20 protein-coding genes are annotated in these 12,856 nt (G+C 63.8%); 7 read left to right on the forward strand and 13 right to left on the reverse strand.

Going from position 1 to position 12,856, the window contains the following annotated elements:
- Window positions 1-9: 9 nt before the first annotated feature.
- From ACQY5B_RS15240 to ACQY5B_RS15300, 13 genes are all read right to left on the reverse strand, one after another.
- Window positions 10-648, reverse strand: coding sequence for a DUF3164 family protein (locus tag ACQY5B_RS15240; RefSeq protein WP_069210633.1), 639 nt, complete (start codon window positions 646-648; stop codon window positions 10-12).
- The gene (locus tag ACQY5B_RS15245; protein ID WP_420324611.1) at window positions 645-866 is read right to left on the reverse strand and encodes a hypothetical protein; all 222 of its coding nucleotides are present in this window, start codon (window positions 864-866) and stop codon (window positions 645-647) included. The genes ACQY5B_RS15240 and ACQY5B_RS15245 overlap by 4 nt, the downstream gene beginning before the upstream one ends.
- Window positions 863-1,093, reverse strand: a complete 231-nt coding sequence (locus ACQY5B_RS15250; RefSeq protein ID WP_420324610.1) for a hypothetical protein — start codon at window positions 1,091-1,093, stop codon at window positions 863-865. The genes ACQY5B_RS15245 and ACQY5B_RS15250 overlap by 4 nt, the downstream gene beginning before the upstream one ends.
- Entirely contained in the window at window positions 1,086-1,454 is a 369-nt protein-coding gene (locus ACQY5B_RS15255; protein WP_420324609.1) for a hypothetical protein, read from the reverse strand. Before ACQY5B_RS15255 ends, ACQY5B_RS15250 begins: the two co-directional genes overlap by 8 nt.
- Window positions 1,451-1,993: a hypothetical protein gene (locus tag ACQY5B_RS15260; protein WP_069210630.1), complete on the reverse strand. Its 543-nt coding sequence runs from the start codon at window positions 1,991-1,993 to the stop codon at window positions 1,451-1,453. Before ACQY5B_RS15260 ends, ACQY5B_RS15255 begins: the two co-directional genes overlap by 4 nt.
- Window positions 1,990-2,739 (reverse strand): AAA family ATPase, encoded by a 750-nt coding sequence (locus tag ACQY5B_RS15265; RefSeq protein WP_069210629.1) that lies wholly within the window; start codon window positions 2,737-2,739, stop codon window positions 1,990-1,992. The genes ACQY5B_RS15260 and ACQY5B_RS15265 overlap by 4 nt, the downstream gene beginning before the upstream one ends.
- 14 nt (window positions 2,740-2,753) lie before the next feature.
- Complete coding sequence (locus ACQY5B_RS15270) at window positions 2,754-4,871, reverse strand: transposase domain-containing protein (RefSeq protein ID WP_420324608.1); 2,118 nt, start codon at window positions 4,869-4,871, stop codon at window positions 2,754-2,756.
- Window positions 4,868-5,749: a ParB/RepB/Spo0J family partition protein gene (locus ACQY5B_RS15275; RefSeq protein WP_420324607.1), complete on the reverse strand. Its 882-nt coding sequence runs from the start codon at window positions 5,747-5,749 to the stop codon at window positions 4,868-4,870. The genes ACQY5B_RS15270 and ACQY5B_RS15275 overlap by 4 nt, the downstream gene beginning before the upstream one ends.
- Entirely contained in the window at window positions 5,742-5,981 is a 240-nt protein-coding gene (locus tag ACQY5B_RS15280) for a hypothetical protein (protein WP_420324606.1), read from the reverse strand. Before ACQY5B_RS15280 ends, ACQY5B_RS15275 begins: the two co-directional genes overlap by 8 nt.
- Entirely contained in the window at window positions 5,978-6,244 is a 267-nt protein-coding gene (locus ACQY5B_RS15285; RefSeq protein WP_420324605.1) for a hypothetical protein, read from the reverse strand. Before ACQY5B_RS15285 ends, ACQY5B_RS15280 begins: the two co-directional genes overlap by 4 nt.
- A complete protein-coding gene (locus ACQY5B_RS15290) occupies window positions 6,237-6,449 on the reverse strand; it encodes a hypothetical protein (RefSeq protein ID WP_420324604.1) in 213 nt (70 codons plus the stop codon). Before ACQY5B_RS15290 ends, ACQY5B_RS15285 begins: the two co-directional genes overlap by 8 nt.
- Before the next feature lie 56 nt (window positions 6,450-6,505).
- Window positions 6,506-6,955, reverse strand: coding sequence for a hypothetical protein (locus ACQY5B_RS15295; RefSeq protein ID WP_420324603.1), 450 nt, complete (start codon window positions 6,953-6,955; stop codon window positions 6,506-6,508).
- An 85-nt stretch (window positions 6,956-7,040) separates the two neighbouring features.
- The gene (locus tag ACQY5B_RS15300; protein WP_420324602.1) at window positions 7,041-7,292 is read right to left on the reverse strand and encodes a hypothetical protein; all 252 of its coding nucleotides are present in this window, start codon (window positions 7,290-7,292) and stop codon (window positions 7,041-7,043) included.
- A gap of 122 nt (window positions 7,293-7,414) precedes the next feature.
- Here ACQY5B_RS15300 and ACQY5B_RS15305 point away from each other — a divergent pair, with 122 nt between their 5' ends.
- The 7 genes from ACQY5B_RS15305 (at window position 7,415) to ACQY5B_RS15340 (ending at window position 12,826) form a co-directional block, all read left to right on the forward strand.
- Window positions 7,415-8,089 (forward strand): helix-turn-helix domain-containing protein, encoded by a 675-nt coding sequence (locus ACQY5B_RS15305; protein ID WP_421917643.1) that lies wholly within the window; start codon window positions 7,415-7,417, stop codon window positions 8,087-8,089.
- 136 nt (window positions 8,090-8,225) lie between these two features.
- Window positions 8,226-8,780, forward strand: a complete 555-nt coding sequence (locus tag ACQY5B_RS15310) for a hypothetical protein (RefSeq protein WP_420324600.1) — start codon at window positions 8,226-8,228, stop codon at window positions 8,778-8,780.
- A gap of 1,374 nt (window positions 8,781-10,154) precedes the next feature.
- Complete coding sequence (locus tag ACQY5B_RS15320; RefSeq protein WP_420324599.1) at window positions 10,155-10,517, forward strand: hypothetical protein; 363 nt, start codon at window positions 10,155-10,157, stop codon at window positions 10,515-10,517.
- A complete protein-coding gene (locus ACQY5B_RS15325) occupies window positions 10,517-11,176 on the forward strand; it encodes a MotA/TolQ/ExbB proton channel family protein (RefSeq protein WP_306043631.1) in 660 nt (219 codons plus the stop codon). The genes ACQY5B_RS15320 and ACQY5B_RS15325 overlap by 1 nt, the downstream gene beginning before the upstream one ends.
- Before the next feature lie 3 nt (window positions 11,177-11,179).
- Window positions 11,180-11,557 (forward strand): ExbD/TolR family protein, encoded by a 378-nt coding sequence (locus ACQY5B_RS15330; RefSeq protein ID WP_420324598.1) that lies wholly within the window; start codon window positions 11,180-11,182, stop codon window positions 11,555-11,557.
- A 4-nt stretch (window positions 11,558-11,561) separates the two neighbouring features.
- Window positions 11,562-11,963 carry a biopolymer transporter ExbD gene (locus ACQY5B_RS15335; RefSeq protein WP_420324597.1) on the forward strand — a complete coding sequence of 134 codons (402 nt, stop codon included), beginning with the start codon at window positions 11,562-11,564 and terminating at the stop codon, window positions 11,961-11,963.
- Window positions 11,960-12,826, forward strand: a complete 867-nt coding sequence (locus tag ACQY5B_RS15340) for a hypothetical protein (RefSeq protein ID WP_420324596.1) — start codon at window positions 11,960-11,962, stop codon at window positions 12,824-12,826. The genes ACQY5B_RS15335 and ACQY5B_RS15340 overlap by 4 nt, the downstream gene beginning before the upstream one ends.
- The last annotated feature ends 30 nt before the right edge of the window (window positions 12,827-12,856 follow it).

Genomic DNA, 12,856 nt, shown 5'->3' on the forward strand with positions numbered 1-12,856 from the left:
CACTCCCCCTCACGCCTTGGCCAAATCAATGGTGATGGCTTCCCAGGGCGCCTCGCCGTGGTCGCGCTGGTAGCACCGGACATAGGTCTTGGAACCGACGACGCGCATGGCATCCCGGATCGCCTCCATCGCCCGTTTCCAGCGCTCGTCCGCGATCTCCAGGCGCAGTAGCATAAAGATCTCGGCGCGGTTGATCTGGCCCGCCTTGTCGGTATTGAAGGCCCGGGTCACGACCGCGCGCAACTCGTCGCCGGCATCCGCCGCCCATTCGTTCAAGCACTCGTCGATCAGATCCTTGGCGATCTGAAGCTCGGGGCCGAAGTCGATCTGGTCGGCCACTTGGACCTGCACCTTCATCGTGCCGTCGAAACTCATGAAGGTCTTGTTGCCTTTCGCCCCGCCCTTGGTCTCACCGTACTCCTGCGCCAGCAGCGCCTCGAAGCCCGAGAGATCCTCGAAGGTATGGTTTTTGAACCGGCTGACCTGGCAGCTCAGTTCCTTGGCGTAGCCGATCACCTTGCGAACCACCTCGTCCTGCAGCTGGTCCTGTGCCTTGACGGTCGAGAGCGGCTGCAGCCGCCCCTTGGCGTCCTTCATGTGCGGGGTGCCATCGATGTCGATGACACCCGGGATGTTCTGCTCGGTCATAGGTCTGTTTCCTCTTCTTGTGCTTCGATCAGCGAGCAATGGCACGCTGCCTCCATTTCGACGGTGCAGCGGATCGGGCGGTCGCAGGTCGGGCAGACTTGATCGCCCACCCCGACGTTGCCGAGATCGGTGTAGCAACCGGGACAGGTCCAGTAATCGTGGCGGTTCGGGTTGCTGCAGTGGATTGCGTGCGGTTCGGGAGGCGGAAAGCGGCTCACAGCGCCACTCCCGCCGCCCGGGCAGCGTCCGCGGTCTTGACCTGCGCCTCGTGAAATGCCCGTTGGCAGACCGGGCCTGCGCCCAGGCATTCGATCAGCGCGGCCATCGCGATGGTCTCTTCCATCGTCACCATCGAAGCGCCGCGCTGACCGCTGCGGTCGATCTTGGCGATGGCAGAGCCAGCCTTGGCCAGCATCTCGGCCTCAGTCATGGGGGTGTCAGGCATTCCTGGTCTCCTTGTTCATGGGGCAGCGATTGCAGGCGCGGAACATCTGCACCGCGCGCGTGTTACGGGACGAGAAGGAGGTCGAGCGCCCGCGCCAGTCGCGGCAGACCTTCTTGTCGATCTCGCCAAGGACCGGGCAGATCAGCGTCTCGCCCATCAGGGCGCCGCGGACCCGCTCCTCGACCGCCGCCATGTCGCCGGTGTAGGTCCGGGCCAGGACGGTCGAGACCAGGGAGGCGCTGCGCCCGATCCGGAGCGCCGCCTTGTTCTGGCTGGTACGGTCGCATTCCTCGGCCAACTCGCGGATCCAGGCGGGCATCTCCGCGCCCCAGCCGGTGCGGGCTTTCTCCAGGGCGCTCATGATGTCCCTCCGGTCAACGGCTGGAAGGCATCCTCGTTAGGGTCCATCAAGCCCTTGACCCGGCGAACCACGGGGGCCTGCGGGCCGGTGTTGCGGATCAGCTGGTAGCGCGGCTGACGTCTTCCAGGGATCGCGGTCTCACGCACCTTCAGATAGCCCGCCGCCAGCAAGGACCGGCAATAGGAGCGAGCCTTCTCAACGGTGACCTCGACCCCGCCCGCGTTGGCGTGCGCCGCCAGGTCGGTCGGGGTGAAGTTCGGCATGCGGCGCATGGCGCGCCACATGTTTCCCTCGGGCGTCGGGTCGGCCTTGACCGACGGCACGACGGGGATCGCCCGCGCCGCGTTGACGTAGATCTTGCGATGGCCGTCCTTGCGGGACACCCGGATCCACCCAAGGCGCGCCCAGCGACGCATGAACTTCTGCGCAGTCTCGGCGCACATGTTCATCTCTTCGAGGTCCTTCCAATGGAACTCGGCCAGCCCTTCGACCTTACGCCAGGCGTCACGCTCCATCGGGCTGCGGAAGTCGTCGCTCATGCTGCCCCCCGTTTGCGCTGGGTGCCGGTCTGCGCGCTGATTGCCCCGCCGATCCCGTGGAGCTTCACCAGCGACAGGAAATCAGTGTCGACCTGGCGTTGCCCCCGCCGTCGCGCCGCCTCGCGGATCCTCTCGAAGTTGACGCTCAGCTTGCGCGCGCTGCCATCGGTCAGGCGCAGCAATTCATCAATCGCGTCAGGTGAAACCTCGATCCCGGCGCAATAGATGCGCGCCAGGTGACCCGCATCAGCCGCGTTGCATGGCAGTGTTTCGGTACTGACCAAGACCCGGTCATAGATGTTCGGCCACTTGGTCAGGTTCGCCTCGAAGTCAGGCTCGCCCACGAAGATCAGCGGCGTGAAACAGCCCTCGTAGATGTCGCGGGCCACGTCCATCATGCCGGACTTCATCAGGTACTGGGCGTCGTCGATGATCAGCGGGCGGTCTGAGAGCGCCAGGGCGCGGCTGATCGCGTCGGCCTTGCGGGGCAGCGTGCCGCGCACCCCCTTCATCTCCAGCTCTTCCAGCAGCACGTCGGCCATGTGCTGGCGCGTCCAGGTGCTCTTGGCCTGCACGATATGCGCGTTGTACTCGTTCGCGGCCAGGGTCGTTGCCGAAGTCTTCCCCGCGCCATGCCGCCCGAAGAAAACACCGATCCCCGGAAGGGTGACGCTGCGGTGCTGCAACTGATCGACCATTTCAAGCAACGCGGCGACGTTGCGGAGGGGGGCCAGATCGCCTTGCATGTTCTGCTCCTTTTTCATTCGTTGTTCTTGCCCAGCGCCCGGTGCATCCGCACACGGGAGCGGTATTCCGACGTGGTCTGGTACAGGGCGAGCCAGTCCGCCTGCTCGGGCGTCATGGGCTGACCGTCGACCTGCATCTGCTCCAGTTCCAGCGCCCGAGCGAAATCCTCGTCCGGATCGCGCTCATCCGGTTTCGGGGAGGCGCGGCGCTGTTCCAACTTCGTTATCCGGGCCGTCAGGCGCTCTTCCTCCTCGGGAACCTCGGCTCTGCGCCGTCCGCCCTTGGGCGCGGCTGGATGGATCTTGGGCAGTCGGATCACGCCCGCATCCGGCAACCCGTCGCCCAGCGCATCCTCTCGCGCTGCCGCAAGTCGCTTGGACGCGGCCGCATCGGTCATCTTCTTCTCGATCCGGGCTTGTTCCCGCGTCAGGCGCTTGAACGCCTTCTTATCGCGGTTGTGTTCCTTGGCATCCGCCACCGAGAGGAACCCTCCGGCACGTTTGACCGGCGCCTCACCCAGGAAGGTGCCATCCATCTGGTAGACCAGTAGACCGGCATGCAGATCGTCCGGGTCGAACCGAACGGTGACGTCCTTGCCTGCGATCTGCCACATCCACTCGGCCCAGTAGCGCGAGCCGTAAATCGAGACCTCGCCATTCTTGCGATCCGCCCGGACACCTTCGGCCCGCATCAGCCAGAGGCGCTGCTGTTCCTCCGTTGCCTTGGTGATCGGCGAGGCCGCGTAACTCTCGTTGAACACCTCGTCGAAGGACCGATGATTGGCCACTTCCGACCGCCGTCCCCGCCGGGCGTTGTGCGCCGCGATCTCGCGTTCCAGGACCGCGCGGAAATCCTCCAGCGGGATGGCTCGTGCGCCGTGGTTTTCCGGCTTCTCGACCGTGTTGCGCCCGGTGTAGGCGCCCACGAAGGCCGGGTTCTTGGCCACCCGGTCGCACAGATCCCGGAAGGCGCGCTCGATGGGCTTGGCCTGGCCCCAGCCCGGCGTCGCGAAATGCAGCTCGATCCCCAAGAGTGGGAAGAGGCCCAGCACCTCACCCTGCACCAGCTTGAAGCGCTTCCGATGCTCGGTCTGGCCGGTCATCACCTTGTTGACGAACTCATGCCCGTTATCCATCAGGCAGTGCTGCGGGATGCCGTAGCGGCGCACCAGGTCACCGAAGGCCAGCTGCACAGTGTGCCCGTTCGCCGTTTCCGAGAGGCGGTAGGCCAGGAACTTGCCGCTGTAGATGTCGGAGATCGCGATCATCTGGATCCGGCCCGGCTTCTCGCGGTCCGGAAACTGGATGAAGACGTCGAACTTGTGGTAGTCGGTCTGCACCGCCTCCATCGCATGCATGTAAGTCTTGTCGCGGGTCTGGTGCGGGAAATACCGGCTCAGCGCATGGGCGCCTTTGCGCAGGTAGACCTGCACATGTTCGGGCACGGTCTCGGCAATGGTGCGACGCACCTTCCAGAGCGGTGCAACCGGGATGCCTTCCTTCTGCGCAACCTCCTCGGCCCAGTCATAGGCCGCTGTCAAAGGCGGCTGCGACTTGGTCAGGAAGTAGGTCTTCACCAGGTCGAGGAACGCGTCATCCAGCGGCGTCTGCGTCTTGCGTCCCCTACCTGACGCGGGCGCTAGGTAAGGCAGCCAATCTTCGGGCGCGATGCCCTCGACCAGGGCCCGCCAGTTCCAGAGGGTCTTTTCCGACCGCTGGGTCTGGCGGGCAACGACCCGAACGGCCTCGGTGCGGGTCAGGCCTGCGCTTTCCAGGGCATCGACCTCGCGCAGTGCCGCCAGGCGTGTCTCGGCGGTTTTCTTGGCCTTGGCCTTCAGCTTGTCGAACTCCGCCCAAGCCTGGTCGCGGGGCCGCTTGGGCGCCAACGGGGCCTCGCTATGCATTCCATGCATTTTGCTCAGCGCAACCTTGGCCCGCGTCGGGAACAGGCTGACGTGGTATTCGAGGCCCCCGCCCCGGCCCTTGCGGCGGCGCACTTTGCCGAGCTGGTTTGCCCAGCCATGACGACGGGCGAGATCATTCACGCGCCGCTTGGTCGTGGGCATGTCGGGCAGCCGTGCCTCGGCAATCTCGGCGGCGGTCCACCAGGTCTGGGAGGGGGCGTCTGTCATTCGGAGAGCCCCTTGTCCATTTCGTCCAGAAGCGACCAAACCTCGGTGCCATGCTCCTCCAGGAACCGGCGACGCGCCTCTTTGTTCGCGCGCTTCCAGGCGTCGGCCAGACGGGCATAACCCGCGTCGGTCGGGTCTTTTGGCGCAGGGCCTTCGCCGCGCGCGGCCTTCACCTGGCGCACGGCGTCGGCGGCGTTTTTGGCCTCGCCCTTGGACATCAGGTCGACCACGTCGTAGCGTGTGACCGGATCCGCGATCTTTCCCAGTTGCATCAGGTCGACAACACCGACCGGCTTCGGCGCCTTGCGAAGGTCAACGACCTCTTTCGCTCCCAGAGCCTGACCTGCCCGGATGAAATTGCGAACGTGTCGGGGCGTCACCCCCATCCGCTCAGCAATCGATTCTGCAAAGGATACGACGGAAATCGTTTCCTCCGTATCCCAGCGCTTGGCCACGAGGCCCGCCCCGATCTGGGCTTTGGCTTCGGGATGCATCTTTTCGTACACTGCCTTCCGACGTGCGAGAAAGACGGCGGTATCCAGCGGCGACAGCTCTGCCCCCGCCAGGTTGTCGTCGATCTCCATCAACTGGGCGAAGTCGTCGGTACAGCTCCAGCAAGTGACCTTGATCCTCTCGTAACCTTCGACGCCCTCGTCGCGCAGCTCACGCGCGGCGGTCAGTCTGTGCCCACCTGCCAACAGGACGATCTTGCCGCCCTTTTTCAGTTTGCGGACATGGATCGGGTCCTTGATCACCCCCAGTTCGCGGATCGAGGTCTTGAGCGCCTCGACCCCGGCGGAGCTGACCGGCCGTAGGCGGTTGCCCATGTCGATCTCGTCAACTGGCAGTTCGGTGATCGTCGTGAGGATCTTACCCATCGGCGCGCGGCCCTTTCGTCATCTTGTAGTACCAGCGGGGCTCACCGTTCGGCCCGTCGTTGCGGCGGGTGCAGTCGATCTTCGCGCCGATGCACCGCAACTCGGAGATGATCGCGCTGACGGCGGGCGCCTTGGCGCGCATCATGATCTCCAGCGTGGAATGCTCGCGCTTGTCGCTCAGCACCTTGAGGACACGCTGCAGCCGCGCGGACTTGATCGAGGCATGGTTCATACAGACAGCCCCTGGCGGCGGTCGAAGGGATCGGCTCCGCGCCGACACCCGTTGCACATGCGGTTGTGCGGTCCTTCGCTGATGAAGGGCGCGCCGCAGCTAAGGCAGGGGCGGCGACGACGCCGCGCCTCGCGGTTCATCTCGACACAGCGGTCCTCGGCAACACTGCGCGAACTGACCTGGTTGCTGACCTTCTCACGCGTGCGGCGATTGAACACGGCCCAGCCATAGCCGCTCTGTCTGACCTGGTATGGCTCAAACATGGCGCCTCTCCCGTGCGTAGCTGGTGGCGCTGGCCACCAGGGCCTCGATGGCGATCAGCGTGCCGCTGGCCTCCAAGGCGTTCAGCCGGTCGATGGCGTCGCGTTCCAGCGCCAGGGCATCCCCGATGTGTTGGCCAGCCGTGTCAATCTGGCCCAGGCGTTGAGCCGTGGAGGCGAGGCGGCGATGGGCGCGAGCCTGTGCCATTAGACAGCGCAGGTCGCACAGGTTTTTCCGGGTTTCAGGGGGCATTGAACGCTCCTTCAAACGGGCAGGAACAGGGGGGCAAACAACGCGCCGATCAGCAGGATCGCGATGCAGACACCGGCGATCCCGTCGCCGATCCAGCTGTCACTGATCCACCGTTCAGCGCGGACGATCCGGCCCCACGCCGCGCGCCACCGGGAGGAGCTGCCGGCACGCGGCGTGAGGGGCTGCAGCGCCGGGGCGCCGCAGGATCCGGACAGGCCCATCTGCTCGTGAGTGGTGGCCTTGCCTGTGTCAGGCCCGTCCGGTGTTTCGAGGTCAAAGAAAGCGTCCCGAAGCGCCTCGGCATGGTCGCGCAGATGCGTGACCGTGTAGGCCAGTTCCGGATGATAGCGGGGATCGATCACCGTCTCGATCAGCATGGCGCCCAGGGCAATCCGCTCGCGGTCGGAGAGGCCCGCGCCGGCCGCATGCGCGCGCAGGACGATGTCGGCACGGGTCAACATCACAGCACTCCTGTCAGCTTGATAACGGCCAGCCAGAGGCAAAGCCCTGCAAAACCAAAGGGGATCATCCACCAGCCGTGCGGCATCACGCGGCTCCTTTGCTGGCGGTCTTGGAAGCGGGACGCTCGATGTCCGCAGGCCATTCCAGGTCGGTGGGCCAGTTCTCGGAGAACCAGATCAGGGCGGAAAGATAGGTTGAGACGTTGCAGCCCTGCCCCTGCCGAAGCCGTCTGAAAAGCCTGGCATGGGTCGTGATCTGGTTCGAGACTGTCGCGTCGCTACGCCCAACATGGGCGCAGTAAGCGTCTGCAAGTTTCAAAAGGTCCTGAAGCCTCATCTGCTCTCCGTCGGCATTTCGCCATTAATGGAATTTTCCATTACAATACTCATGGAAATTTCCACCAGTCAAGTCACAACATCCCTCTTGCTGGAAATTTCCAATCAGTGCATTTTGGCACCATGCGTCGCGAGGATTTCCTTGCCCTTATCGAAGGGCGCCGGGAGGAGTTGGGATGGTCTGTGGCAGACCTGTCTCAAAGAGCGTTTGGATCGCGCACTTCTTCGGCAATCGCCGACATCAAGAGAGGAAGCGCGCCCTCGATAGAGCGCGCCGAGGCTATTTGCCAAGCGCTCGACCTAGACTTCTACATCGGTCGTCGGCGCACCTCAGAAGCGACTGCCGAACTCGACGGCGAACGCTTCGCCACCATCGCGCGTTACGAGGCCAGCGCCGCAGCCGGGCACGGCGTGGTCAACCTCGACGCCCCGCCAAAGGATCACCTCGCCGTTCCGCGCGACTGGCTGATCGAAACCGGCATCCGCCCCGACCGCTGCATCCTGATCACCGCCCGCGGGGACAGCATGGCACCGGCGATCTCCGACGGTGACCTGGTCATGATCGACCGGCACCAGACCGAGATCACCTCGGGTAAGCTCTATGTCTACAACGACCCCGACAATGGCACCCGGGTCAAACGCCTGGAGCTAATACCGGGTGCCGCGACGATCATCGCCCGCAGCGACAACCCCGACCAGAAACGCTTCCCGCCCGAATACCACACCGGCCCCGCCATGAACGCGATCTCGCAGAACATCCTCGGAGAGGTTGTTTGGTCGGGGCATCTGTGGCGATAGCCCCGCCAGGACCTGCATGTGCGAGTAACGTAAAGCAACTCAAGCAGGAGCACTCAAATTGTCGTATTCAGGTATACTTGTACCGGTATCGCGAGAGGTCACCGACAAAGAACTCTATAGGCTCAAGCAGTTTTCCTTGAGATTTCATGAGTTGTGGAAAAATTATGAAGATATGCGCTCGATGGGCTTCAACCCATCCGGGTCATACTCTGCAGAAGGTTCAAGAATCACCAGATCAGGCACCAATGTCGGAGTTAACAACTACCGCTTGAAGAGTTTTCTAACCGACTATCGGCACTTTTCTGGTCAAGAGCCGGCAAACTTCAAGAGAATGTGCAACTTTCTGCAAGAGATTTGTAGCAACAAGGATATTGAGACGATCTTGGCACATGAACGAAAATCGTGGGACGATGCCGGTATTCTGGCTGGATGGCATAATGATTTCACTGCCGAAGACGTGATCTCCGCGATGGATAAGGAAGAGGTATTCCATACAATACGGACAGGAAAAGGAAACCATGTGACATTGACGGAAGTGAAGGCACGTATAGATGAGAATGCTCTTTGGGCGGAAATCTCTACAATTGTTTTCAACCGGATGCTGGCGATCAGAAACGTCAACTATGTCATCCAACCCCTGCTGAATGCCGAGGCTTCACTTCAAGTTCCATCACAGATGAGCACACAGTGATAACTGAACTTAAGCGATGATGGCATGACTTGGCAGAACGCTGCAACTATGACCCTGCCGCAAGCTCTACCTTTACAACGCGCCCGCAGATGGCACGAGGGTCAAACGCCTCGAACTGTCCTAGACACAGCGATTATCGCCCGCAGCGACAACCCCGACCAGAAACGCTTCCCGAATACCACACCGGCCCCGCCATGAACGCGATCTCACAGAACATCCTGGGCTAGGTCGTTTGGTCCGGGCATCTGTGGAAGTGATGGCCGCGATGGTCTTGAATAGCGATAGGACGTCGAAATGAAGGCATTGATTTTGGGTGCTGGTATAGCCGCTGTGGGAGCCTTGTTCTACTTCCTCGCGCCGATCCATGACGGCATGTCATACACTGAACGAAAAAGCGTTATGGACGCGGTTCGCGGGCGATTGAAGGACCCTGACAGTGCCCGCTTCGATGGAATGGTCGTCACAAGGTCCGCAGTGTCAGTCACGGTGTGCGGATACGTCAACGCTCGCAACGGCTTTGGGGCTTACGCGGGGCGCAGGCGGTTCTATGTCAGCGTGATCGGGCAAGGGCCTGGCGTTGCCATTATGGATAGCCCCCCTGTCGTAGATGGTATGTGCCGGAAGGCCGGACTACCCGACGCCTGACCCTCAAGAACCCCAAAATCGCGTCCCACTTATCTCGAAGACCTGACAGGGTATCAAACCTGTCAGGCCTTTGTTTTTGTGCCCATAATCTCTATCTGGGACGCTGAAACCGAACTGGACGCCGACCGTCCCAGTTTCCGACCCTCGAACACCCGATCAAAGCCGGTTTACAGCCCCCTGAAACACCGATGAAACTAGTATTGAAAGGGGTTTGCGCGTTCCGGCCCTCCACCGCCCAGGTTTCAGCGCCTGGCGCTCAGTTCGGCTCGATTCACCCGGTTTCGGGGGTTACTGAAATACATCGACGCGGCGCGCCAGGTCACCCTCTCCCCTTGTGAAGGGCCTTATTTTATTGGCGATCCGGCTTCTACCGCCTTCATCGACCCTCTTCCGGCTTCACTGTAAAAGTAAGTGTCACCTAACAGCCAGCCGCCGATTTTCCAGTGAATTGAACTTGGTTGTTCCGCCAAGGCGTTGCGGCCTGCGCAGGCCAACAAAGTCCGGGCCCGGGATTAGTGCTGCTCCTTCGATCACCTATCGTGATGCGAGGGAGCACAACGGTGACATGACAGTGAACGGCAGACTTTCGGTCGGAGGCTGCGCGCTTTGCCCTGACCAGTGACCTGTCGGAGGAGCTTGTCAATCTCTCCTTGGGGCAATCCCAGGAAGACCGTCCGACTGCCACTTGGACTGGGCAGCGTTCCCTAGACCCTTACCCACTTGCGACGCATGATGACCGTGACCTTTGAGTTTGGCGGACAGCGACACCATCGCGGTTCATTTGCCGCCGCCATGGTCCCAAGCGCCGGAAATGCCAAACAACAGTTCCTACCGATCCCGACCAAGCAGACAAAAGCGCTGCCATGCGTGCGGATCGTTGCCAGGTTCAGGGAAAGGCGCGGCCTCTGGATGGCAACGGTCATCGGTCAAACCTCGCTGATCCCCCTGCGTCAAAGGCCAGCCCCCTTTCATGTCCATCGTTGTCCGGATCAAAGTCGGCCTGAAAAAGGATTGCGGGTCTCGCACCACGCGCCGTTTCATGAGAACACTGTTGCAGGCCCCGATCGTCGCCTCAGAAAGACCCGTCCATGATGACCAGCCTGAGCACCCTCACCCAGTTCCTCGACCGCGGCGGCCCCGCACTCTGGGCCATCGCGATCCTCTCGGTACTGACACTGACGCTCATCCTGTGGAAGCTGTGGCAACTCCTGCGTCTGGGCACCTGGAAACGCGTCGGGGCCGAGACCGCCCTGCGGTTCTGGGGCCAGGGGCAAACCACGTTGGCGATGAGCCATATCTCCTTTGATCCGGCACCGCGGTCTCGCGTGGCACAGGCCGCGATGCAGGCGCGCCTCTCGATCCCAGAGGAAGACGCCCGCGAAGAGGCGGCCCGCCAGGCTCGCGCGGTGCTGACCGAAACGCGGCTTGGCCTTCGGATGCTGGACCTCGTCGTGACCATCGCGCCGCTGATCGGCTTGCTGGGAACGGTCCTGGGCATGATCGACGCATTCCAGGCACTGCAGGACAGCGGACAGCAGGCCGACCCGGCGACCTTGGCCGGCGGCATCTGGGAGGCCCTACTGACCACCGCCGCCGGCATGGCCGTCGCCATCCCGGCCAGCGTCATGCTCTCGGTCTTCGATGGCATGACAGATCGGCTGGCGCATGATCTCGAGGACATCGTGACCCGCGTCTTCACCACGCCCTGGGCCTATGCCGGGGAAGAAGAGGACGCCCCGGACACCGCCTGACCCATGCTGAACCTTCCCGCTTCCCCGCGCCGACGCCGCCCCAGCCTGACGCCGATGATCGACGTGGTCTTCCTGCTGTTGGTCTTCTTCATGCTGGTGGCGCGTTTCGGCGGGACAGAGGGGCTGTCGCTGGTGCTGGCCACCCCCGAAGGCGGCAGCGCCTACAGCGGCCCGCCCCGGCTGGTCCGCGTTCTGCCCGAAGGCGTCACGCTCAACGGACGGCCCGTCATGGACCTGCCGGGCGCGCTGGCCCCGCTGATGGCCTCACCGCAGGACATCGTGGTGGTCCGCCCGGAGCCCGGTACCGGCGTCGTGCGCCTGGTCGAGGTGCTGGAAACATTGCGCAAGGCCGGGCTGACCGGGTTGACCGTGGTAGAGTAGTGCCATGTTTCCTTCCCGTCTCCACATCCCCCGCCGCTTCTGGCCCGGCCCGGCCAAACCCGGGCGCGAACCCGTGGTGCCGATGATCAACGTGGTTTTCCTGCTGCTCATCTTCTTTCTGCTGGCTGCGCAATTCGCCGATCCCGGCGGCACAGGGCGCAGCAAGCTGGCAGTCGACAGGCCCGCAGAAATGCAACGCGTTCTGGTGCTCGCGCCGTCGGGCATGGTCACCTTCGGCACCTTGCGCGGGGAAGAGGCCATTCGCGCCGCCGCCTCTGCGGGCATGGTACGCCTGCAGACCGACCGACAGACCCAGGCAGCCCTGCTAGCCCGCCTCCTCTCCCGCCTAGCCGAGGCCGGGGCGGGCCGTGTCGATCTTGTGACCACCGGAGAGGGCACGGAATGACCGGGCGTCGCCTCTTCGAAGGCCTGGTCTGCCTGGGTCTGGCGCTGGCCGTCCACGCAGTGGTTCTGGCCCTGATCGCGCTACCGAATGGAGAGACCTCCGATCCGGCCTTGAATCTGGTCCCGGCCTCTCCGGAAATGGGCGCGCTTGTCGCCGCCTGGGATCGACCTCCGGACACGGACATTCCGCAAACGCCCGATGCGCCGCCGGACGAGGCCGCACCCGCAGCCCCCGCCAAGGGACCGCTGACACCAACACGTACGCCCGTGCCCCGTGCGCCCGGCATGCCCGCTGTGCCAAGCGCACCGCCCGAGGCAGATCCGACCCCGCGTCCGCGGCCCGTCTCCGGCGGCCTCGCCCCGGACGCTCCGCGCTTGCCCGCCCCCTTTTCCGCAACCGAATTGCAGACCTCTCGCGCAGCGCTGCGCGGTGCACCAACCGCACCGCGTGCGCCCGGCGCGGGGATCGTGGCACCAACAACCGGCGCCCTGCCCCGGATCGACACGGAGCCAGCCGCACCGCCTCCGGCTGAGCCGGCGCGCGAAGCGGCCCCCGCCGTCACCCCCGATGCGCAACCCGCACCGGAGCCGACCCCCGATCCGGCCACGCCTCCTGCGCCAGAACCGGAACCAATCCCTCAACCCGAACCTGATCTACAGCCCGAACCACGACCCGACCGGGCGCCGGAAACGCCTGCGCCGCCTCTCGGCGCTCTTGACCCGCAGCGCGCGGACCCCGAGCTTGGCCCGCCCACGGCACAGGCTCCGGCGACCGCCCTGCGCCCGATCGCACGCCCCTTCCTCCGGCCCGATCCTTTCCTGCCGCGCCCAGTGGCGCGCCCCTCGGGATTGGGCGACCCCTGACCGGCGCCCCACCTTGACCCTCCCGACGGC

It is taken from the genome of Antarctobacter sp. (assembly GCF_965277915.1).
In the GTDB taxonomy this organism is placed as follows: Bacteria; Pseudomonadota; Alphaproteobacteria; order Rhodobacterales; family Rhodobacteraceae; genus Antarctobacter.